The organism is Streptomyces laurentii, assembly GCF_040635425.1.
GTDB lineage: Bacteria > Actinomycetota > Actinomycetes > Streptomycetales > Streptomycetaceae > Streptomyces > Streptomyces laurentii.
This window is the reverse complement of the sequence record NZ_JBEYHT010000001.1, coordinates 147,172-167,496: the sequence shown is the minus strand read 5'-3', so window position 1 is coordinate 167,496 and position 20,325 is coordinate 147,172. Positions and strand designations below refer to the sequence as shown.

Annotated in this window: 22 protein-coding genes; 11 read left to right on the top strand and 11 right to left on the bottom strand. The window is 70.0% G+C overall.

The window, feature by feature from the left end:
• Positions 1–10 precede the first annotated feature (10 nt).
• Together ABZ693_RS00815 and ABZ693_RS00810 are read right to left on the bottom strand one after the other, a co-directional pair.
• Positions 11–976, bottom strand: coding sequence for a zinc-binding dehydrogenase (locus tag ABZ693_RS00815; protein WP_359871830.1), 966 nt, complete (start codon positions 974–976; stop codon positions 11–13).
• Between the two features lie 208 nt (positions 977–1,184).
• The gene (locus ABZ693_RS00810; RefSeq protein WP_359871828.1) at positions 1,185–2,393 is read right to left on the bottom strand and encodes an NAD(P)-dependent malic enzyme; all 1,209 of its coding nucleotides are present in this window, start codon (positions 2,391–2,393) and stop codon (positions 1,185–1,187) included.
• A gap of 536 nt (positions 2,394–2,929) precedes the next feature.
• Between ABZ693_RS00810 and ABZ693_RS00805 the strand changes: the two genes are divergently transcribed.
• Genes ABZ693_RS00805 through ABZ693_RS00795 form a run of 3 tightly spaced genes read left to right on the top strand, consistent with a single transcriptional unit; the run spans position 2,930 to position 5,675 of the window.
• The gene (locus tag ABZ693_RS00805; RefSeq protein WP_359871826.1) at positions 2,930–3,898 is read left to right on the top strand and encodes an ABC transporter substrate-binding protein; all 969 of its coding nucleotides are present in this window, start codon (positions 2,930–2,932) and stop codon (positions 3,896–3,898) included.
• Positions 3,899–3,927: 29 nt separating this feature from the next.
• Positions 3,928–4,911, top strand: coding sequence for an amino acid ABC transporter permease (locus ABZ693_RS00800; protein ID WP_359871824.1), 984 nt, complete (start codon positions 3,928–3,930; stop codon positions 4,909–4,911).
• A complete protein-coding gene (locus ABZ693_RS00795; RefSeq protein ID WP_359871822.1) occupies positions 4,908–5,675 on the top strand; it encodes an amino acid ABC transporter ATP-binding protein in 768 nt (255 codons plus the stop codon). The genes ABZ693_RS00800 and ABZ693_RS00795 overlap by 4 nt, the downstream gene beginning before the upstream one ends.
• Before the next feature lie 124 nt (positions 5,676–5,799).
• On the opposite strand, the gene ABZ693_RS00790 is transcribed toward ABZ693_RS00795, so the two are convergent.
• The gene (locus tag ABZ693_RS00790) at positions 5,800–6,561 is read right to left on the bottom strand and encodes a class I SAM-dependent methyltransferase (protein WP_359871820.1); all 762 of its coding nucleotides are present in this window, start codon (positions 6,559–6,561) and stop codon (positions 5,800–5,802) included.
• 96 nt (positions 6,562–6,657) lie between these two features.
• On the opposite strand from ABZ693_RS00790, the gene ABZ693_RS00785 reads away from it, so the two are divergent.
• Entirely contained in the window at positions 6,658–7,287 is a 630-nt protein-coding gene (locus ABZ693_RS00785; protein WP_359871819.1) for a CGNR zinc finger domain-containing protein, read from the top strand.
• On the opposite strand, the gene sodX is transcribed toward ABZ693_RS00785, so the two are convergent.
• Positions 7,191–7,625: a nickel-type superoxide dismutase maturation protease gene (gene sodX, locus ABZ693_RS00780; protein WP_359871817.1), complete on the bottom strand. Its 435-nt coding sequence runs from the start codon at positions 7,623–7,625 to the stop codon at positions 7,191–7,193. The genes ABZ693_RS00785 and sodX overlap by 97 nt on opposite strands.
• Positions 7,626–7,767: 142 nt before the next feature.
• Between sodX and sodN the strand changes: the two genes are divergently transcribed.
• Entirely contained in the window at positions 7,768–8,163 is a 396-nt protein-coding gene (gene sodN, locus ABZ693_RS00775) for a superoxide dismutase, Ni (protein WP_359871815.1), read from the top strand.
• Between the two features lie 7 nt (positions 8,164–8,170).
• Here the strand turns inward: sodN and ABZ693_RS00770 are convergent, their stop codons facing one another.
• Both ABZ693_RS00770 and ABZ693_RS00765 read right to left on the bottom strand, forming a co-directional pair.
• Entirely contained in the window at positions 8,171–9,325 is a 1,155-nt protein-coding gene (locus tag ABZ693_RS00770; RefSeq protein WP_359871813.1) for a tyrosine-type recombinase/integrase, read from the bottom strand.
• Positions 9,326–9,349: 24 nt separating this feature from the next.
• Complete coding sequence (locus ABZ693_RS00765; protein ID WP_359871811.1) at positions 9,350–9,850, bottom strand: helix-turn-helix transcriptional regulator; 501 nt, start codon at positions 9,848–9,850, stop codon at positions 9,350–9,352.
• 121 nt (positions 9,851–9,971) lie between these two features.
• On the opposite strand from ABZ693_RS00765, the gene ABZ693_RS00760 reads away from it, so the two are divergent.
• The 4 genes from ABZ693_RS00760 to ABZ693_RS00745 all read left to right on the top strand — a co-directional run bounded on the left by ABZ693_RS00760 (position 9,972) and on the right by ABZ693_RS00745 (position 14,488).
• On the top strand, positions 9,972–10,166 hold the full coding sequence (locus ABZ693_RS00760; RefSeq protein WP_359871809.1) for a helix-turn-helix transcriptional regulator: 195 nt from the start codon (positions 9,972–9,974) through the stop codon (positions 10,164–10,166).
• Between the two features lie 592 nt (positions 10,167–10,758).
• The gene (locus tag ABZ693_RS00755; RefSeq protein WP_359872124.1) at positions 10,759–11,934 is read left to right on the top strand and encodes a DUF3631 domain-containing protein; all 1,176 of its coding nucleotides are present in this window, start codon (positions 10,759–10,761) and stop codon (positions 11,932–11,934) included.
• 315 nt (positions 11,935–12,249) lie between these two features.
• Positions 12,250–12,801 carry a MobC domain-containing protein gene (locus ABZ693_RS00750; protein WP_359872122.1) on the top strand — a complete coding sequence of 184 codons (552 nt, stop codon included), beginning with the start codon at positions 12,250–12,252 and terminating at the stop codon, positions 12,799–12,801.
• Entirely contained in the window at positions 12,791–14,488 is a 1,698-nt protein-coding gene (locus ABZ693_RS00745; protein WP_359871807.1) for a mobilization protein, read from the top strand. The genes ABZ693_RS00750 and ABZ693_RS00745 overlap by 11 nt, the downstream gene beginning before the upstream one ends.
• 49 nt (positions 14,489–14,537) lie before the next feature.
• On the opposite strand, the gene ABZ693_RS00740 is transcribed toward ABZ693_RS00745, so the two are convergent.
• Positions 14,538–15,071 (bottom strand): SMI1/KNR4 family protein, encoded by a 534-nt coding sequence (locus ABZ693_RS00740; protein WP_199570992.1) that lies wholly within the window; start codon positions 15,069–15,071, stop codon positions 14,538–14,540.
• A gap of 90 nt (positions 15,072–15,161) precedes the next feature.
• Here ABZ693_RS00740 and ABZ693_RS00735 point away from each other — a divergent pair, with 90 nt between their 5' ends.
• Positions 15,162–15,665 (top strand): hypothetical protein, encoded by a 504-nt coding sequence (locus tag ABZ693_RS00735; protein WP_359871806.1) that lies wholly within the window; start codon positions 15,162–15,164, stop codon positions 15,663–15,665.
• A 66-nt stretch (positions 15,666–15,731) separates the two neighbouring features.
• On the opposite strand, the gene ABZ693_RS00730 is transcribed toward ABZ693_RS00735, so the two are convergent.
• The 4 genes from ABZ693_RS00730 to ABZ693_RS00715 form a co-directional block, all read right to left on the bottom strand.
• On the bottom strand, positions 15,732–16,277 hold the full coding sequence (locus ABZ693_RS00730) for an HAD domain-containing protein (RefSeq protein WP_359871804.1): 546 nt from the start codon (positions 16,275–16,277) through the stop codon (positions 15,732–15,734).
• 33 nt (positions 16,278–16,310) lie between these two features.
• Positions 16,311–17,003, bottom strand: a complete 693-nt coding sequence (locus ABZ693_RS00725; protein ID WP_359871803.1) for a class I SAM-dependent methyltransferase — start codon at positions 17,001–17,003, stop codon at positions 16,311–16,313.
• A 1-nt stretch (position 17,004) separates the two neighbouring features.
• A complete protein-coding gene (locus ABZ693_RS00720) occupies positions 17,005–17,916 on the bottom strand; it encodes a phosphotransferase family protein (protein ID WP_359871801.1) in 912 nt (303 codons plus the stop codon).
• 78 nt (positions 17,917–17,994) lie between these two features.
• A complete protein-coding gene (locus ABZ693_RS00715) occupies positions 17,995–18,744 on the bottom strand; it encodes a hypothetical protein (protein ID WP_359871799.1) in 750 nt (249 codons plus the stop codon).
• A gap of 224 nt (positions 18,745–18,968) precedes the next feature.
• On the opposite strand from ABZ693_RS00715, the gene ABZ693_RS00710 reads away from it, so the two are divergent.
• Entirely contained in the window at positions 18,969–20,324 is a 1,356-nt protein-coding gene (locus ABZ693_RS00710) for an NsdA family TPR-like regulatory protein (RefSeq protein WP_359871797.1), read from the top strand.
• Position 20,325: the final 1 nt, after the last annotated feature.

Sequence of the window (20,325 nt, the reverse complement as noted above, 5' to 3'; positions counted from 1 at the left end):
TGACGGGTCATCAAGAGGTCGTCAGCACGATCTTTCCGAAGAGGTCGCCGGTGGCCATCCGCTCGAAGCCCTCGCGCGCCCGGTCGAGCGGCAGCACCTGGTCGATCACCGGACGCACGCCGGTGGCGGCGCAGAAGGACAGCAGGTCCGCCAGCTCGTCCTTGGAGCCCATCGTCGAACCGACGATCTTCAGCTCCAGGAAGAAGATCCGGGTCAGCTCGGCGTGCGAGGGCCGGTCGCCGCTGGTGGCGCCGGAGATGACGACGGTGCCGCCGGGCCGCAGCGACTTGATGGAGTGCGACCAGGTGGCGGCGCCGACCGTCTCGATGACCGCGTCCATCTTCTGCGGCAGCCGCGCCCCGGGCTCGACCGCCTCGACCGCGCCGAGTTCGACGGCCCGCTTGCGCTTGGCCTCGTCCCGGCTGGTGGCGAAGACCCGCAGTCCGGCCGCCTTGCCAAGGACGATCGCCGCGGTGGCGACACCGCCGCCGGCACCCTGCACGAGGACCGAATCGCCGGGCCGCACCCCGGCGTTGGTGAAGAGCATCCGGTAGGCGGTGAGCCAGGCCGTCGGCAGACAGGCGGCCTCCTCGAAGGAGAGCTCCTTGGGCTTGGGCAGCACGTTCCAGGCCGGGACGGTGACCCGTTCGGCGAAGGTGCCCTGGTAGTGCTCGGTCAGAATGGAGCGCTTCTCGTCGGGGCCGACCCCGTGACCGGTCTGGCCGATGACGGAGTGCAGGACGACCTCGTGGCCGTGCTCGTCGATGCCGGCGGCGTCGCAGCCGAGGATCATCGGCAGCTTGTCCTCGGTCAGTCCGACCCCGCGCAGCGACCACAGGTCGTGGTGGTTGAGCGAGGCGGCCTTGACGGTGACGGTGGTCCAGCCGGGCCGGCTCGCGGGCTCGGGGCGTTCGCCCAGTTCGAGGCCGTTCAGGGGCTGGTCGCGGTCGATTCGGGCAGCGTAGGCAGCGAACATGGGCCCGACCCTAGGCGGCGCCGGGGAGATCGCGTAACCACGCGCCCATGTGACGCGTGTCCCACGGCTTCACACCCCCGCACCGGCCCTCACCCGCACGGTCACCTGGGCTCGCCCCCACGCCCCCGCTCACGCGGGCCCCCGGACGGACGCGAGGGCCCCGTACGGTTCGGCGGAACCGTACGGGGCCCTGGGGAGCGGTGCCGGGTCAGCGGCGGGCGACGCCCTCCGCGCGCGCGGCGGCGGCGACCGCGGCCGCGACGGCCGGGGCGACCCGCTCGTCGAACGGCGACGGGATGACGCAGTCGGCGGCCAGGTCGTCGCCGACGACGCCCGCGATCGCGTCGGCCGCGGCGATCTTCATGCCCTCGGTGATCCGGGAGGCCCGGACCTGGAGCGCGCCGGCGAAGAGGCCGGGGAAGGCGAGGACGTTGTTGATCTGGTTCGGGTAGTCCGAACGGCCGGTGGCCACGACCGCCGCGTACTTGTGCGCGACGTCCGGGTGCACCTCGGGGTTCGGGTTGGCCATGGCGAACACGAAGGCGTTCGGCGCCATGGCCGCGACCGCCTCCTCGGAGACCGTGCCGCCGGAGACGCCGATGAAGACGTCGGCGCCGGCCATGGCGCTCTCCAGGGAGCCGGACAGGCCCGCCTTGTTGGTGAGTTCGGCGATCTCGCGCTTGACCTCGGTGAGGTCGTCGCGGTCGCGGCTGACGACGCCCCGGCGGTCGGCCACGGCGATGTCGCCGATCCCGGCCGACAGCAGGAACTTCGTGATGGCCACACCGGCGGCGCCGGCGCCGGAGATCACCGCGCGCAGGTCGCCGAGGGTCCGGCCGGTCAGCTTCGCCGCGTTGCGCAGGGCGGCGAGGGAGACGATCGCGGTGCCGTGCTGGTCGTCGTGGAAGACGGGGATGTCGAGGCGCTCCTGGAGCTTGCGCTCGATCTCGAAGCACCGGGGGGCCGAGATGTCCTCCAGGTTCACGCCGCCGAAGGAGGGGGCGAGCCGGACGACGGTCTCGACGATCTCGTCGACGTCGGTGGTGGCGAGCGCGATCGGCACCGCGTCCACGCCGCCGAACTGCTTGAAGAGGATGGCCTTCCCCTCCATGACCGGGAGGGAGGCTTCCGGGCCGATGTCGCCGAGGCCGAGCACCGCCGTACCGTCGGTCACGACGGCCACGACCTGGGACTTCCAGGTGTAGTCGTTGACCAGGTCGGGCTGCTCCGCGATTGCCGTGCACACCTTGGCGACGCCGGGCGTGTACGCGAGGGACAGGTCGTCCTTGTCCCGCAGCGGCACCGTGGCCGTAATGGCCATCTTGCCCCCGCGGTGCAGCGCGAAGGCCGGATCGAAGGGCTCGGAAGCCCCTTCCGTGCCGCTCTCGCTGCGATGATTGACGATCTCCGCTGCCATTGGGATGACCCCTTAAGTCTTCTTCATTTGAGGGTGGCCACTCCTTCTTGAGGAGGGGTGGGCGGGTCCCGCGGCCGCCGTGTGGGGCAGCCGCGCGGGCGCGCCGCACAACGCGCCCTGAGCCCCGGATGAGGGGTGTGAGGATCCTTCTTACCGGACGGACCGGCCCGTGCACGAGTTCATAGTGCCTCGGTGACGTGGCTCATACCGAGCGCAGCCACACACGGATGGAGTTCGACACGTCACCGGATGTCCGGATAGGTGCTTTCCCGACCCGAATAACGGTGTTCTTCTCGTCCGAATAGCGAGATAGGCAGGAGAATTTGCGGTGTGACCCGCGACCCTCCGAAGAAGGTTTCGCCTTGGGGGGACTGGGCACCGAGGGTCCGGAACCACCCGTTATCCGATTTTGACATCCGTGGCCGTCGGTTTCGGGCAGTCCAAATGGCAGGATGCCGTAATCACACGAGGTCGCGGCGCTCGAAGATTCGTACGCGACCCCTGGCAACTCCCGAACACGCCGGAGGAACCCGACCATGACCGCACGCTCCACGCGCAGCACGGCCGTCGCCAAGACCCGCACCTCCCGTCTTGCCGCGGTCGCCGCCATCGCGGTCGCCGGCTCCATGCTGCTGACCGCCTGTGGCGACCAGACCGAGGGCGCGAAGCAGCCCAAGGGCGGCGCGGCCTCCGCCGACTCCGGCAAGGCGCCCCTCTTCTCCAAGCTCCCGGCGGACATCCAGAAGGCCGGCGTCATCAAGGTCGGCTCCGACGCCTCGTACGCCCCGATGGAGTTCACCGAGGGCTCCAAGATCGTGGGTGTCGACCCCGACATCGCCGAGGCGCTGAGCAAGCAGCTCGGTGTCCGCTTCGAGTTCGCGCAGGGCACCTTCGACGGCCTGATCACCTCGATCTACAGCGGCCGCCAGGACCTGGTCATGTCGTCCATGACGGACAACAAGAAGCGCCAGGAGGGCCTGGACGACGAGGGCAAGAAGATCGGCAAGGGCATCGACTTCGTCGACTACTTCAGCTCCGGCGTCTCCCTGCTGGTGAAGAAGGGCAACCCGGAGGGTCTGAAGTCGCTCGACGACGTGTGTGGCAAGACCGTCGCGGTCCAGCGCGGCACCATCTACGAGGACACCTTCAACGCCCAGGCGAAGAAGTGCGGCTCGAAGAAGCTGACGATCCAGAAGTTCGACACCGACGCCGAGGCGCAGACCCGCGTCAAGGCCGGTGGCGCCGTGGCCGACCTCAACGATTACCCGGTCGCCGCTTACATCGCGAAGACCTCGGGCGGCGGCAACGACTTCGAGGTCGTCGGCAGCCAGAGCGACGTGGGTCTGTTCGGCATCGGCGTCTCCAAGGAGCGGACGCAGCTGCGCGACGCCATCAAGGAGGCGCTCGACGCCATCATCAAGGACGGCTCCTACGCGGAGGTCCTGAAGAAGTGGCAGGTCGAGGGCAGCGCCGTGAAGTCGGCCACCGTCAACGCCGGTCAGTGACCCTCCGCTCCACCTGAAGGGCAGTCGTCATGACTGACAAGATCCGCAAGGTCCCGGACGGCGATCCGTCCGGTCCCAGCCTGTCGAAGACCTCCTCGGGCACCCCCGCGAGCCTGCCCGCCGGCACCCCGTACGAGGCCATCAAGGCCATTCCCGTACGGCACTACGGCCGCTGGGTCAGCGCCGTCGTGGTGGTCGCGCTGCTCGCCTGGCTGATCTACGCCTTCTCCCAGGGCAACATCATCTGGGACACGGTGTGGGGCAAGCTGTTCGACGGCACGATCCTCAGCGGCCTGTGGAGCACGATCGTCATCAGCGTCGCGTCCATGGCGCTCGGCCTGGTGCTCGGCGTCCTCTTCGCCGTGATGCGCCTGTCGAAGAACCCGGTCACGGGCGCGGTCGCCTGGCTCTACATCTGGTTCTTCCGCGGCACCCCGGTGTACGTGCAGCTGCTGGTCTGGTTCAACCTGTCGCTGATCTTCGAGTACATCAACCTCGGGCCGATCTACAAGAACGAGACCGTCGACGTCATGACGCCGTTCATGGTCGCGCTGCTCGGCCTCGGCCTCAACGAGGGCGCGTACATGGCGGAGATCGTCCGCGCCGGCATCCAGTCGGTCGACGAGGGCCAGACGGAGGCCGCGCACGCGCTCGGCATGTCGCAGCCGAAGACCATGTGGCGCGTCGTCCTTCCGCAGGCCATGCGGGTCATCGTGCCGCCGACCGGCAACGAGTTCATCAACATGCTGAAGACCTCGTCCCTGGTCTCGGCCGTGCAGTACACGGAATTGCTGAGGGCCTCCTCGAACATCGGCAACACGGCCGGTGCCGTGATGGAGATGCTGTTCGTGGCCTCGATCTGGTACCTCGTGCTGACCAGCGTGTTCAGTGTCGGCCAGTACTACCTGGAGCGGCGTTTCGCCCGCGGGTCCACCCGCAACCTGCCGCCCACCCCGTGGCAGCGCATCAAGGCGAACCTGACCACGACCAAGCGTTCGGAGGTGTCGGCATGACCGGCGAGCCCATGGTCAAGGCCGAAGGCGTCCACAAGTCGTACGGCGCCGCGCACATCCTCCGGGGCATCGACCTCGAGGTGGCGAACGGCGAGGTCTTCTGCCTGGTCGGCCCGTCCGGCTCCGGCAAGTCGACCTTCCTGCGCTGCATCAACCACCTGGAGCGCATCGACGGCGGCCGCCTCTCGGTGGACGGCCAGCTGGTGGGCTACCGCCAGAAGGGCGACAAGCTCTACGAGCTGCGGGACAGCGAGGTCGCGCTCCAGCGCCGCGACATCGGCATGGTCTTCCAGCGCTTCAACCTGTTCCCGCACATGACGGCCCTGGCCAATGTCATGGAGGCGCCGATCCAGGTGAAGGGCGAGGCCCGCGCCGTGGCGCGCGAGCGGGCCGAGCGGCTGCTCGACCGGGTCGGCCTGGGCGAGAAGATGGGCAACTACCCCTCGCAGCTCTCCGGCGGCCAGCAGCAGCGCGTCGCGATCGCCCGCGCGCTCGCGATGGAGCCGAAGCTGATGCTCTTCGACGAGCCGACCTCGGCGCTCGACCCGGAGCTCGTGGGTGACGTCCTCGACGTCATGCGGGACCTGGCCGAGTCGGGCATGACGATGATCGTCGTCACGCACGAGATGGGCTTCGCCCGCGAGGTGGGCGACTCGCTGGTGTTCATGGACGGCGGCGTGGTGGTCGAGTCCGGCCACCCGCGCGACGTCCTGACCGACCCGCAGCACGACCGGACGAAGGCGTTCCTGTCCAAGGTGCTGTAGGACGGCCCGCCGCACACGCGGAAGGGGGCGGTACGGGAATCCCGTACCGCCCCCTCCGTCGTACCCCGAACCGTACGCAGGCCCGTACGTCCGCGCCGTACGCCGGCCCGTACATCCGCCCCGGTCAGCGCACCGCGAGCAGCAGCGTGTCGGAGGGCGAGCACCAGACCGGGCGGGCCTCGGCGAACCCGGCGGTGCGCAGGATGTCGGCGTGCCAGCGGACGGAGGGCATGTCGCCGTCGGCGTGCTCCCCGTAGATCTCGTAGCGCCGGGCGGTGGGCTCGGCGAGCGCCGGGTCCTTCGCGGCGAGCGCCCACCAGTCGGCCCAGTCGAGGACCCCGGCGGCCTTCTCCGCGTCCATCCGGACGTGCCGCATCGCGCGCTCGGCGGCGTTGATGCGCGGGGTGGTCTCGTCGATCATGTGGTCGGCGTTCATGAAGACGCCGCCCTCGCGGACGATCCCGGAGAGCTGCCCGTAGAGCGCGGCCAGCGGCTCGCTGTGCAGCCAGTGAAGCGCGGTGGCGGTGAGGACGACGTCGTACGTGTCGTGCGGCAGCGCCCGCGTCCACGCAGGGTCCTTCAGGTCGGCGGTGACGAAGCTGACGCGCTCGTCGCCGGCGAAGTAGCCCTCGGCGATCGTGAGCAGCGCCGGGTCGAGGTCGACACCGGTACTGGTGGCATTCGGGAACCGCCGGAGGAGCCGGTCCGTGATACTTCCCGTACCGCAGGCGAGGTCGAGCACGCGGGGCTCCGGTCCCACGACCGCTTCGACCATGTCGAGCATGACGCGGAACCGGTCCTCGCGGTCCGGCATGTACCACTCCTGCTGACGGTCCCAGCTGCGCTGCCAGGTGGCCCAGTCGGTCGTAGGGGCCGTGTCGGTCATGGTTCTGCCTCCACCCTCTTCGTAATACCCTCGAAGGGAAAGCGTCGCTTACCCTTCCCCCGCCCCGACCCTAGCCCGCCGGAGTAAGGACTACAAGTGGAACTGGCCTATTACTCGGACTACGCCGTGCGTCTGGTGAACACCGAGGAGCCGGCCCGCGGCAAGGACTCCCTCACCTCCGTCGAGGCGGTCCGCGAACTCTTCGGCGAGGCCTCGCAGATGTCCCGCCGGGTGGCGGACGCCGACGTGACGCGGTTCCGCTCGGTCCGGGCCCGGCTGCGCGCGGTCTTCACGGCGGCGGACGAGGGCGACCACACCCAGGCGGTGGACCTGCTGAACTCGCTCCTCCTGGAGTTCCCGGTCAGCCCGCAGATCTCCGGCCACGACTTCCTCGACGAGGAGGGCCGGCCGCGCTGGCACATGCACCTCGCCGACCACCCGTCGAACGCGACCGCGGGGTTCGCCGCCATCGCCGCCATGGGGCTGGCCATCCACCTGACAGAGTTCGGCGCCGATCGGCTCGGCCTGTGCCAGGCCGCGCCCTGCCGCAACGCCTACCTCGACACCTCCACCAACCGCTCCCGCCGCTACTGCTCCGACCGCTGCGCCACCCGCGCCAACGTGGCCGCCTACCGCGCCCGCAAACGCCAGGAGGCGGCGGAGGCCGAACGCACCGGCCGCACCGAGGTCAGCAGCCAGGCCAGCAGCACCCCGGCCGAGCGCTGACGCCCCGGGGTGACGGGCCGGTACCGCGCCCGCACCCGCCCGAGGACCAACGGCTCGGGTACGGCCCCGAAGACCCGGCTGTCCCCCTCCGTGTCCGGGTTGTCGCCGAGCACCCACCATCCGGCGTCCCGCCGCTCCACCAGCCGCTTCACGATGAGCAGATCCTGCTGGAGCGGATGCCGCAGCACGGCCACCTGCCCGGGCCGCAGTCGTGCCCCGTAGTGCACGAACAGCTGGTCGCCGTGGAGCAGGGTGGGCACCATCGACACCCCTGTCACCTCGGCGATCCCGAACGGGGCCCCGGTCTCCTGCCCCGCCGCATGCCCCGATTCCACCATTGGATACCTCCCGGTCCAGTCGTCCACGAGTCCCATCCTGACCCTGGACTTTTGTCCTAAGCCCCAGGGGGCGCTCACGAAAACACCCTTCTCACCGAGTAATGTCCCACCTGAAAAGACGATCACGAGGAAGGACAGCCGCATGCTCTCCCGCCTGTTTGCCCCCAAGGTGAAGGTCAGCGCCCACTGCGACCTCCCCTGCGGCGTGTACGACCCGGCCCAGGCCCGCATCGAGGCCGAGTCGGTCAAGGCCGTCCAGGAGAAGATGTCCGCCAACCAGGACGTGCACTTCCAGGCCCGCGCCACTGTCATCAAGGAGCAGCGCGCGGAGCTCGCCAAGCACCACGTCTCGGTGCTGTGGAGCGACTACTTCAAGGCCCCGCACTTCGAGAAGTACCCCGAGCTGCACGTGCTCGTCAACGACACCCTGAAGGCCCTCTCGGCCGCCAAGGCGTCGACGGACCCGAAGACGGGCGAGAAGGCGCTGGAGCTCATCGCCGAAATCGACCGCATCTTCTGGGAGACCAAGAAGGCCTGATCTCCCTCTAGGCGGCCTGACCTGCACTTTCGCGGGTCGGCTCGCTTAGCTGTCCGCACCCGGTCCGCAGGCCGCCGAGCACGGCGTCCATGACGGCCCGGGTGCGGTCTTCTTCCCCGGGCCAGAGGTGCGCGTAGATCCGCAGCGTGATGACGGCGGACGCGTGCCCGAGGACGAGCTGCACCTGCTTGACGCTCGCGCCGCCGGCGATGAGCGCGGAGGCATAGAAGTGCCGCAGGTCGTGGGTGACCATATGCGGCAGCTCGACGGCCTTACGGCCCTCACACTCGGCGGCCCCGCTCTCGGCCGCCTGGAGCGCCTTGCGGGCGCCATTCCACTCGGTCTTCCACCGCCGGTAGTTGAGCGGCTCGCCCTCCTCCATGGTGAACAGCCACTCTCTGGACGGACGTGCAGCGAGATGCGCGAGGAGCGCGTCGGTGACGACCTCTCCGACCGGGACCGTGCGCCGGGACTTGGCGGTCTTCGGCGGGCCGATCTTCCCGGACTGGAGCCGCTGCCGCTCGACGCGGATGGTGCCGGCCTTGAAGTCGACGTCCGACACCTTCAGGCCAAGCAGCTCGCCGATGCGCAGCCCTGATCCGGCGAGGGTGATGATCGCCGCGCGGATGTACGGCGGCATCACGCGCGCCATCGCCTCGACCTGCTCGACCGTGGGCGGGGTGACCTCCTCGTCCGGCATGGCGGGGAGGGTGATCCTGCGGCACGGGCTGGCGGCGATGACCTTGTCGTCCACGGCCGCCGTCATGACGCGCACGAGGACGTCGTAGACGTTCCGCACGCTGCCGGGTCCGAGCTGGTCGGAGAGGTGCTTGAAGAGCACCTGTATGTCGTTGCGGCGTATCGCCGCCATGGACCGGGCGCCCAGCGCCGGTACGAGGTGCAGCCGCAGCGCGTTGTCGGTGATGCGCTCGCCCGCCTCGCTCGCGATGAGCGAGCTTTCCCACTTCTCGGCGTACTTCTCGAACGTCACGCGGCCGGCGCGGGGATCAACGTACTGGCCGGTGACCATGCTGGCCGTGACCTCGTCGAGCCAGCGCTGGGCGTCGAGCTTCCGCTCGAAGTGGCGTGCGTGCTCCTTGCCGTCGAGGTCGCGGTAGCGGGCCCTCCACTTGCCGTTGGGGCGCTTCTGAATGTTGGCCAAGTGGCCTCTCCTTCGTGTCGGTTGTCAGTAGTGGCTGCCGTCCGCGATGTCGTTGCTGAGGGTGCGGGCGTCGCGCTCGTCGCCCATGAGGCGGAGGCACTGCTCGTGGATGGCCCGCGAGCTGTCGGGATGGGCCTTGATGTGGTCGGCGATGGCGACCACGGCGTGATGGAGGCGGTCGCGCGCGTCGCGGGCCTCGTAGAACGCCTCGACGGCCTCTTGGACGAGGCGCCGGCTGTCGATGTCCAGCCCCTCCAGGGGTGGGGACATCAGCTCTTCGAGGGGGAGCTCGAAGACGCGGGAGAAGGCGAGGGCCTCGTCGAGGTTGATGCGACGGCGGGGAGTGCCGTTCTCGATGCGCCAGACCGCCGTCTGGTTCATCTTGACGCCGGCTCTGGTCACCCGCTCAGCCAGCTCGGTCGTGCTCCACCCTCTGACCTCGCGCTCCAGGGCGACGCGTGCGGCCACGTTCCCCTCGCTGTAGAGCAGCGGCACCTCGCCGCTCTCGGGCATGTCGCCTGCCATCGAACCTCCATCGTCACCATCGCTATCCAAATTGAAACATGGCCTTCCCGATTTGGGTAACCGGGGATCGTCGGGTACAACTCTATGCAGATCGAATCGCCACCTAGCCGAATGGGAATGCATGCGATACCTGACCACCGCCGAGGTCGCCGAGCGCTACCGCACAGCCGAGAGCACCGTCCGCTACTGGCGCCACATCGGAAAGGGGCCGCGCGGCATCAAGGTCGGCAAGCGGGTGCTGTACCCCGAGGTCGAGCTGCTGCGCTACGAGCGCACGCTGATCGACGGCCAGGAGGAATGGGGTCTGGCCTCGTGAGCCACCGACAGGCCCGGACACAGCAACGGCCCCCGGCGCACCAACGCCGAGGGCCGGAGATTCCCCTGCACATCGCCCATCCCTGAACGAACGAACCGGTGAAGGGCGGGACCTTGCACGTCCCGTCCCTCACCTGAGAGGAACGCCGATGGAGGACTCTACGTCCCCCGCCACCTCGAACACATCCCACAAGGCCGTCTGGCCTGCCGCCGCGGTCCCCGGCCAGGGCATCCCGTGGCTCAACCCGGACCGAGCGGACGGCCGGCCCGCCCTTCTCGGGACCGACGATCGACCGGACAGACCCGCGACCGAAACCCGGACCGGAGATCCGGTCAACCCGGACCAGGAACCCGGACCGACGGAGAACGCGCAGCTCAGCGGCCTACCGGACCGGACCGGGAACCCGGACCATGGGACCGGTCCGGAAGCCGAGGACCGGACGGAGAATTCCGGTCAGTCGGACGGCGAACCCGGACCGCCGGTCCGGGTTGACCACGGTGCTCCGGGGACGGTCCCCGAACCCGGACGGGGAACTGGGGACCGCGAGAGTGTCAGCCTCACGGCGGACCGGGACCAGGACGAGACCGCCGTACTGGACGAGCTGCGCGCCGCGATCGGCCGGTACGTCGTGCTGCCGAGCGAGGAGGCCCTGACCGCGGTCACCCTGTGGGTGGCGGCCTCCCACATCCAGCCCGCCCTCCAGCACGCGCCGCGCCTGGCGGTGGTGGGACCAACGAAGGGCTGCGGCAAGTCCCGCGTCCTGGACGTGCTCCACGAGACCGTGCACAAGCCGATGATGACGGTAAACACCTCACCGGCGGTGGTCTTCCGCGTCATCGGCGAGGACCCGCCGACGCTGCTGGTGGACGAGGCCGACACCATCTTCGGCCCCAAAGCCGGCGACAAGGAGGACCTGCGCGGCCTGCTGAACGCCGGACACCAGCGCAACCGCCCCGCCTGGCGGATCTCCGGCCCGGAACACAAGGCGACCGCGTTCCCCACCTTCGCCATGGCCGCGCTGGCGGGCATCGGCGACCTGCCGGACACGATCATGGACCGGGCGGTCGTGCTCCGCATGCAGAAGCGAAAGCCGGGTGAGCGCATAGCCCCGTTCCGCTCGCGGTATTCCGTCCCGGAACTGAACGCGCTGCGCGACCGGCTGACCGCCTGGCTGGCCCCGCTGCGGAGCACCGCAGAGGGCTTGGTTCCACAGATGCCGGTCGAAGACCGGGCCGCCGACACATGGGAACCGCTGGTCATCGTCGCCGACCTGGCCGGCGGGCACTGGCCCTCGCGGGCTCGTGCGGCCTGCCTGGCAATGACGCGCAACGAGGTGGTCCAGGACGAGCAGACGACGCTTAAGACCCGGCTGCTGCGGGACATCCGCCGAGTCTTCGAGCAACAGGGCGACCAGGAAGCGCTGCGCAGCCACGACCTGCTCGCCGCGCTCATCCAGGACGCCGAGGCGCCGTGGGCCGAGTACGGGACGAGGGGCCTGAATGCATACCACCTGGCCAACCTGCTGCGCGACTTCGGCATCAGCCCGGCCAACCACCGTTTCGAGAACGGCAGGCAGGCCAAGGCGTACGCCCGCAACCAGTTCCTCGACGCCTGGGCCCGCTACTGCCCCGACCCCGTCCCACCGGCACCCGCAGCCGGCGAGACCGTGGTCGCACGTCGAGTCCAGGGCAAGCCACTGACCCCTCCGACCGGGACCTTGCCCATCGGCCCGCCCGGCGGGCCTGCCAGCCCCAGGCCCACTCGCTGACACCAGCTCCGTATCCATCCGTCGCATCCGTCCCCGCGCAGGTCAGCGCGGGGACGGAGTTCCTCGCCGATACGGATCACTCCGTACCTGCGACCGCCTCCGTACCTGTCCTGACCAGCTACGGGACGGATGCAACGGACGTGACGAAGCCCCACCCCACACGACCACCGGAGCACCACCATGCCCGACACGAGCACCGACAACGCCTCCACCCGCCGCCGCAAGGGATTCTTCGGCCTGACCCGCCGATCAGCAGCAAGCTGGAGCGAACGAGCCTCTAACGAGGCTTCGTCCGCGCTTGCCCCCGCCCCAGGGGTGGCGGAGGAGAAGGCCGAGCGCCAGGGGGCGCCCGAGCTGGAAGGGGTCATAGCCGACTCCGCCGCCCCGAGCACTCAGCCGCCAGCCGACGTCCAACCGCCCGCCGAGCAGCCCTCCTGGCGGGACCTCGATGCCCCCGCCCTGCCCGCGCTGATGAACCGCAAGCGCACCGTGGAGAAGCGCGACCAGGAGAAGACCATCCGCTTCACGCGGACCGCGGTCGGCGTGATCAGCGCGGCGGCTCACCAGCGCGGTCAGAAGTTCGCCGGCTTCGTCGGCGACGCCGCCCTGGCCGTCGCCCTCGGCAAGGCGGGGCTGGTCGGCAGCCCGGAGGACGCCCCGGTCCGCCCGCTGATTGAGGCCGTCGAGGCACACACGGTCGCGCTGAACCGCATCGGCGGCAACCTCAACCAGATCACCGCAGCCATCCACCGAGGCACAGTGCCCGAGCGTGCCGAGGCGGTACTGGACCGTGTCGAGCAAGCGGCCGAGAGCAGCTACCGGCTGATCGACCAGCTCCTGGCGGAAGGCATTGCCCATGGTTCCTGACGTCTCCACCGGCTCCAACACCCGCGGACTGATCGCCTACCTCTTCGGCCCCGGCCGCCGCGACGAACACACCGACCCTCACATAGTCGCCGCCTGGGACATGGCCGGTGCCCCCGACCCCGGCCGCGACCCGGCAGCCACCTACTCCCAGCTCGCCAAGCGCCTCGACCACCATGTCGACCTGCGCACCCGCGAGCTGGGCGGCAAGAAACCACCTCAGCACGTCTGGCACTGCCCGGTCCGTACCGCGCCCGGCGACCGCTACCTCACCGACGCCGAGTGGGCCGAGGTCGCCCGCCGCATCGTTCACGCTGCCGGCATCGCCCCCGAAGGCGACGAGAAGGCATGCCGGTGGATCGCGGTGCGCCACGCCGACGACCACATCCACCTCATGGCCACCACCGTCCGCGCCGACGGGCGCCGCCCCCGCACCCACCGCGACGGGCAGCGGGCCCAAGCCGAGTGCCGCAAGATCGAGGCCGAGTTCAGCCTGCGCCGCCTGAAGTCCGGCGACCTCACCGCGCCCCGCACCCCCACCGGCGCCGAACGCGCCAAGGCGGAACGCCAGGGCCAGACGGTCACGGCACGGCACTGGCTGCGCGAGCAGGCATACGCGGTCGCCGCCGCCGTACAAACCGAAGCCGACTACTTCACCGTGCTGCAATCCCTCGGCATCAAGGTCAAGACACGCCTCGGCCCCGAGACCGGCGACATCATCGGCTACAGCCTCGCCGCACCCGGCGACACCAACGCGGCCGGCGAACCCGTCTGGTACGGCGGCTCCAAACTCGCCCCCGACCTCTCCATCAACCGTCTGCGCGAACGCCTCCCCGACCAGAAGGTGGCCGACCACCCCCGGTATGCGGCGGACCCCGCCGAGCCGTGGCGGCACACCACCACGGCCATACACACGGCACGCACCGTCCTCGACTCCGATGACGATGCCCCCGCCCAGGGCCACCTGGCTGCCTTCGGCGACGCCCTGTACAACATCGCCAGCGCCACGACCGGCCCTCACCGGGCGGAACTACGGGCGGCGGCGATGGCGTTCAACCGCGCCCGCCGCTCCGCCACCCGCGCCGACCACCAAGCCGCCACCGCCCTGCGCAAGGCCGCCAAGGAACTCGCCTACGCCTCCAGCGAGCCCGGCGGACTCGCCATCGCCCTGCTCTTCGCCACCGTGCACCTGGCCCGCGCCGCCGCCAAGTGGCACGAACAGCGCGGCCACGAACAGCAGGCCGCTGCGGCCAAGGAAGCCCTCCGTCACCTACAGGCGGGCTACCAGCAGGCCGCCGCACCCGTCCTGGCGGACTTGACCCGCCGCGCACCACAAGCCGCAACCGCCCGCCGCTACGAGCAGGACGTTCGCGCGACCCTCCCCGACCACGCCGACCGAATCCTCGCCGACCCTACTTGGACCGCCCTGACCACAACCCTCGCCCACGCCGAGACCGCCGGCCACAACCCCCGACGCCTCCTGGCCGAGCTGGGCGCCCAGCGAGAGCTCGACAGCGCCGAGCTCCCTGCGGAGGTCCTCAACTGGCGCATCACGGCTCAGCCGAACCGGCGCACGCAAGCAGCTCGCAGGCGAAGCACCACCAGCGGCACCTCGGTTATGTCCGCCACGCCACACCCTCCGGCCACACCAGTGGCCATGAGGCCCGAAGAGCGCAGTCGGCACCGCTGACCCCGCCCCGATGCCCCGCCACGCCTCGTGGCGGGGCATCGGGTCCGGCTCAACGGCAGAGCTTCATGATGGTGTCGTCGAAGTCGGGAAACTCCTGTGTGGCCTGCGCGATGATCGCCGTTGCCGACGCGCGGCGGTCCGGGGCGAATTGCTCCGCGATGGCCGCCAGGTCGCGGTTGGCCTGGGGAGCCCAATCCGGCTCGGGCTCGTATGAGGTGGCTGCTTCCCACGGGCCGAAGCCGTCAGCTAGCAGCCACAAGAAGGCACCCAGGTCGCGAGCGACAACGCCTGTCTCCCCCTCGGAGCCCAGGAAGACAACGGGCTGCTCTACCAGTTCCCGACCTTCACGGACCAGCCATAGCGCTGCGTACCCGCCGGTGCCGTCCTGGCCAAAAACGCGGAAGTCGTCGCCGTTCAGCTCGCCGTTGCCGGTCCACGCGCGGAACCACTCAGTGGTCTCATCGGCGGTCAGGAAGGACTCGTAAGGTTCGAAGTCGACACCATCCTCGCCAATGCACTCGAGCCTGACTGCCATGGCAGCGGCGAGCGCGGCGGGGAACTGGCGATCTCCGTTCACGGTCATGCGAACAGAGTAGCGATCGGCTTGGGCTGCCAAGCTGCTGATAGTGCTGGCGGATCTCCAGCCGAGGCACGCGTGGGGCATGCTGTCACGGTGAGTGAATCCTCAAACGAGTGGCAGGCTTGGTTGAACAGTCTGGACGCGCGTGGAAGGGCGGCAGCGGAGTCGCTGCGCGCCCGATTCGAAGCACTCGGCGCAGCCGATGCTGGCGTCTGGGCCAAGTCGGAGATCTGTGAGGACCTTCCACACCTCGCGCGGTTCATGCTGCTGCGAAGTCTGTGGCGCGGTCCGATCGGCGGTTGGGCCGATCCGGATGCCATCGATCAGCTTCCTGTTGCCCAGCGGCTCCTTGCTGCTGGGGCGAACAAGGAGGATCTCGTTCGCCTGGCGCGAGCGGTCGCCTATGAGGCAGTGATCGCAACACTCGACGAGCTCGACACCGGGAGTGATGTGAACGTATCGGGCATCGATGTCGGCTGGCTCGTCATGGAGTCAGCCGAAGACGGCGCCCCGACTGGTCGAGCCCTCTCGGGCCTGCACGAAGATCTCTTGGCCATGGACCCGAGTGGGCGCGATGGAGCGGACTTGTGGCAGTAGCCCTGGTGCAGGGCCCGCAGCGCACCCTGATGCCCTCGCTGCTCGTGGCAGCGAGGGCATCAGTCGTCAGGCGGCGCGGGCTGTGCGTAACTGCGCGACCCATCTCGTGACCTCGGTCAGGTGCTCGGGCTGTAGACCGAGGTGCGGGGCGGGCTGAATGAGGAGGGTTGCCGTTCCCTTCGCAGTGCGTTCCACCGCCCATTCATGGTCGAGGCTGGTGAAGTCGTCGTCGATCCAGACGGCGGGGGCGTCGCCCAGCCATGCGTCGACGTGGTCGCGTTTCCACAGGTAGCCGTTGGGGTGGCTGGTGGTGATCTGCGGACGCGGGAGATCGACGTACGGCAGGGTTGGAAGGCCGAGGAGCGGGCCGATGAGGGTGGTGGCGTCCTGGCGCCAGCTGGTGCACCAGACCGGGGTGACCAGGCCGGTGCGGATCACGTCCATGAGCATGGGGCCGTGGGAAGGGTCGAGCCAGACGGTGACCGGGTTGTCGGTGCTCCGGCCGGTGGGGACGACATCGTGGCGGGCGTGCGTTGCCGGGGTCGAGCCGTGCTCGTCGGGGAAGGGTATGAGGACGCCGTCGATGTCGAGGAGCAAGTAGGGCGGGCGCATCGGTCCTCCAGGGGCCGGGGCGAGGGGCGGCGGTCAGAGCTTGCGAGCGCGGATCAGCAGGGTGGTGGGCCAGTGGCCCATGCGGGGGTCGTGGAACTCCTGGGCCGAGGTGAGCCAGAAGCCCGCCTGGCTGAGGTGCTTCTCCCACCGGTCCGTGGAGAACTCCCAGCGGGCGATGGGTAGGCGGGTGCGGTCGGGAAGGGTGACGAAGTCCCGGCGCGGACGGTCGTCGCCCGAGGGGCTGCGGCCGCCACGCTGCGGGTGCGGGACGGAGAAGACGAGCACCCGGCCGGGCGTGAGGCGCTGGGCGATGGCCGGGAGCAGGAGCTCGGGGGCGACGAGACCGACGGCGCCGAAGATGGAGTAGATCGCGTCGAACTGCTCGTCGGAGGCGTGCAGGTAGTGCAGGGCGTGGCCGGCGACGAAGGTGAGGCTGTTCAGCCGTCCGTAGTGGGAGCGGGCGCGGCGAACCTGGAGGCCGACCAGGTCGACGCCGGTGACGTGGGCACCGTGGCGGGTGGCGAGGTGGGCGGCGTTGTGGCCGGGGCCGCAGCCGAGTTCCAGGAGTCGCTTGCCGCGCAGGTCGGGGCCGAGGACGTCAGCCCCGGGCCCCTGGCCGGGTCTCGTGGTCCACTCCATCCGGGCGGGTACGGACAGGGGTTCGGCGAGTCCAGCGGCGGTGCGCTGAGCGGCGTGGGCGTGCCAGGGGGATGCCTGGGCGAGCACGTCAGATCTCCAGGAGGTGGAGGACGTCGGTGAGGTGGCGGCGGACGGCCTTGATGTAGGCGGGGTCGGTGGCCGGGTCGTTGATCCAGCGGATGGACTGCTCCATGAACCGCTCGACGGCCCACATGCGGTGCCAGCCCAGGGCCCAGTTCTCGGCGGTGAGCCCGCCGCGCCGGGCGAGGGCGTCGGGGGTGCCGCCGGCAGTGACGTACTGCTCCAGGAAGACGCGCACGCGCACAGGGTGCGGGGGCTCGATGGTGCCGTGCCAGCTGGCGAGGTCGAGCAGGCCGGGGCCGGTGAAGGCGCGGGCGAAGTCGAGCAGCCGCCAGCCGCGCTCGCCGATGTGGAGGCTGGTGGGGTGGAACTCGGAGTGCACCCAGCCGAACGGTTCCAGCGTCGCTCCGGCCGAGCGGGCCTCGGCGGCCTGGGCGATCCGGTCGAGCGCGTCCTCGACGTCGTCGGCGTCCTGCCACCGGTCGGCCTTGCGTAGCCGTCCGAGATGCTCCAGCGCCCGGGCGGGCAGCGTGCGCAGCCGCTCCTGGTCAAGGACGGGCAAGGGAGGAGCCGTACGGGTGCCGTGCAGGACCACGGCCGCGGCGACGCCGTCGAGGTCGTCGGCCTCGCGGATGGACGGTCCGAGGTCCTCCATGAGCATGCCGAGCCAGCCGTCCAGGACGGCGGAGGCGTGGACCTGGGGGACGGGTACGCCGAGGGTGTGAGCCAGGCGGAGGGCCTGGTCCTCGCTGTCGAAGGGCTTCTTGGCGTACTTGAAGATGGCGGTGGCACCGTCGGGGAAGGTCACGCGCTCGACGCCGGACATGGACCACACGCGTACCTCCTCCCGTGCGGCGGTGGTCTGGCCGGTCGCGGTGAGCAGGTTGTCGAGGAGTTCGGCGCTGGGGTTCTCGGTCACGTGAGGGCTCCGGGAAGAGGTGGTGGCGTCCGGGGCGGGCGAGAGATGCCGGCCCGCCCCGGAGCCTGATCGGGTGGGTTACACGGCGGGGTTCACGCGGTGGGCGTAGACCTGCTCGATCCAGCCCGCCTTGAACTCGGCGAGGTCGTCACGGAAGTTCGCCATCGAGGCACCGTAGGGCGCGACCACGCCGCCGGACTGGTCCGGCACGGACTGGCAGCCGTGCACGAGCCGGCCGCCGAGCGCGGCGTGGGCCTTGATGGACTCGATCCGGCGGTGCTCGTTGAACCAGCCGCCGTGGTAGACCTCGTCGAGCATCCCGCCCATCTCGTCGTCCAGGTCGAAGACGACGGAGGTGGCGGCGGGGAAGAACCAGCACGGGCCGACGTTGGAGATGTGCCCGTCCAGCTCGACCTTGTTGAGCGCCATGAGCGTGGCTGCCTCGCGGAGCATCCGCAGGTGGTCGGCGGTGATCTTCGGCAGGCCGAGGCCGGCCAGGTGCTCGTCGCGGAAGAGGTACGCGTACACCTCGTACGCGGTGGCCAGGACGCGGGCGGCGTCGGCCGTGGACTCGCTGTGCTGCTTGATGAAGTCGAGCGCGAGCTGCTCGACCGCGCTTTCGGTCGTCTCGTCCACGTTGAGGAGCTGGGACTTGACGAGCTCCCAGTCGGCGACGAGCCAGGTGTTCGACTCGAAGCGGAAGAAGTACTCGGCCGGGTCGATCGTGATGCGCCGGCCGTCGACCTGGATGCCGGGCAGGCGGCTCCAGCGCGGGTCGAACGCCTCGGGCAGCTCGACCGTGATGGCCGTGGTGTCGATGCTGGTCACCGTGTTCTCCGTCTCTGATTGGCCGGATTCGGGCACAGGAATGCCCGAGCCCGGTGTGTGCGTACGGAACTTCGGGGTGCCGCCCGGACCAAGGGGGAGCCTGGATTACGGTCACGCCGTTCCGGGCGGCTGCTGATAAGTGAACCGGTGGTCACGCTCAGTGGGTACGGTAGAAGGCAGTTGAAGCGGTATACGCGGTTTACAGCTCCAGGGCGGAGGCGGTCGTGGCGGCGCAGAGAGAACCCAACTCCCGTCTGCGCGACGCCATCGCGGCGGTCGACTGCACCTACGAGGCCCTCGCCCGAGACGTGCGACGTATCGCCGCAGAGAACGGCGAGATCCTCCAGACCAACAAGTCGGCCATCTCGCACTGGGTGAACGGCACCCGTGCCCCCTCCGGCCGGGTAGGCCAGTACCTGGCCGAGGCGCTGTCCCGACGAGCAGGGCGCACGATCACCCAGACCGAGATCAGCCTCCAGACCAGCGATGGCGAAGCGCCAGCGGAAGCCGACCCCGTCCTCGCCGCCACCGACCTGGGCCGCGCCGACGTCGAGCGCCGCCGCTTCCTCGCCATCGCGGCCTTCACCACCGCCGGCGCCTCCATGCCGCTCGGCTACGACCACGAAGCCACCGCCCGCATGCTCCGCGCCCGCACCGGCACGTCCCTCGTCGGCGCAGAGGACGTGGACGTCGTACGCCAGATCACCACGGCCTTCAGCGCCGCCGACGAGCGCCTCGGCGGCGGACACGGCCTGACCACCGTCACCGCGTACCTCGCCGACACAGCCGCCCCCATGCTGCGCGGACGCTTCCCCAGCGAAGCCTTACGCCGGGCCGCCTTCGGCGCCGTCGCCGAACTCGCCTACCTCGCAGGCTGGAAACACCACGACCTCGGCCAGGAAGGCGCCGCCCAGCGCTACTACCAGGTCGGCTACAAGCTCGCCTGCGAAGCCGACCCCCACGGCCACGCCGCCTGGATGATGCGCGCCCTCGCCCACCAGGCCCTCAGCCTCAAACAGCCCCACCACTGCGTCGACCTCGTCGAAGGCGCCCTACGCACAGGTCTCGGCCACGTCGACGGTCAGACCGAGGCCCTCCTCCACATCACCCACGCTCGCGCCTACGCCGCCACCGACGAGAACTCCCTGGCCGCGCGCGCCCTACTCGCTGCCGAGGACGCCCTCCTACGGGACGACGGCCCCCAGCCCAGCTACTCCCGTGTGAGCGGTCCCGCCGCAGGCACCGTGGCCAGCCACACCGCCCGCACCCTGACCGACCTCGCCGACCACATCGGCACCGAGCAGCAGCACCGCAACGCCCTCACCCGCTGGGACCCGGAGAAGTACAAGCGCGTCCACGCCCTCACCCACGCAGACCTCGGCGACAGCCTCGCCGCCCAAGCCCGCGCCGACGAAGCCGTCGCCGCCTGGACGCAGGCCCTGGTCCTCATGGAAGGCATGACCTCCGACCGCACGCGCAAGGCGATCACCTCGATCCGCTCCACCCTCGCGGTCTACCAGCGGCGCAAGGTACCGGGCGCCGCCGATCTCGCCCGCCGCGCCCGCGAGGCGCTCGCCTAAC

Coding starts and splice junctions, on each gene's coding strand:
- ABZ693_RS00815 (WP_359871830.1), bottom strand. CDS start 976: ATGTTCGCTGCCTACGCTGCCCGAATCGACCGCGACCAGCCCCTGAAC.
- ABZ693_RS00810 (WP_359871828.1), bottom strand. CDS start 2,393: ATGGCAGCGGAGATCGTCAATCATCGCAGCGAGAGCGGCACGGAAGGG.
- ABZ693_RS00805 (WP_359871826.1), top strand. CDS start 2,930: ATGACCGCACGCTCCACGCGCAGCACGGCCGTCGCCAAGACCCGCACC.
- ABZ693_RS00800 (WP_359871824.1), top strand. CDS start 3,928: ATGACTGACAAGATCCGCAAGGTCCCGGACGGCGATCCGTCCGGTCCC.
- ABZ693_RS00795 (WP_359871822.1), top strand. CDS start 4,908: ATGACCGGCGAGCCCATGGTCAAGGCCGAAGGCGTCCACAAGTCGTAC.
- ABZ693_RS00790 (WP_359871820.1), bottom strand. CDS start 6,561: ATGACCGACACGGCCCCTACGACCGACTGGGCCACCTGGCAGCGCAGC.
- sodX (WP_359871817.1), bottom strand. CDS start 7,625: ATGGTGGAATCGGGGCATGCGGCGGGGCAGGAGACCGGGGCCCCGTTC.
- sodN (WP_359871815.1), top strand. CDS start 7,768: ATGCTCTCCCGCCTGTTTGCCCCCAAGGTGAAGGTCAGCGCCCACTGC.
- ABZ693_RS00765 (WP_359871811.1), bottom strand. CDS start 9,850: ATGGCAGGCGACATGCCCGAGAGCGGCGAGGTGCCGCTGCTCTACAGC.
- ABZ693_RS00760 (WP_359871809.1), top strand. CDS start 9,972: ATGCGATACCTGACCACCGCCGAGGTCGCCGAGCGCTACCGCACAGCC.
- ABZ693_RS00745 (WP_359871807.1), top strand. CDS start 12,791: ATGGTTCCTGACGTCTCCACCGGCTCCAACACCCGCGGACTGATCGCC.
- ABZ693_RS00740 (WP_199570992.1), bottom strand. CDS start 15,071: ATGACCGTGAACGGAGATCGCCAGTTCCCCGCCGCGCTCGCCGCTGCC.
- ABZ693_RS00730 (WP_359871804.1), bottom strand. CDS start 16,277: ATGCGCCCGCCCTACTTGCTCCTCGACATCGACGGCGTCCTCATACCC.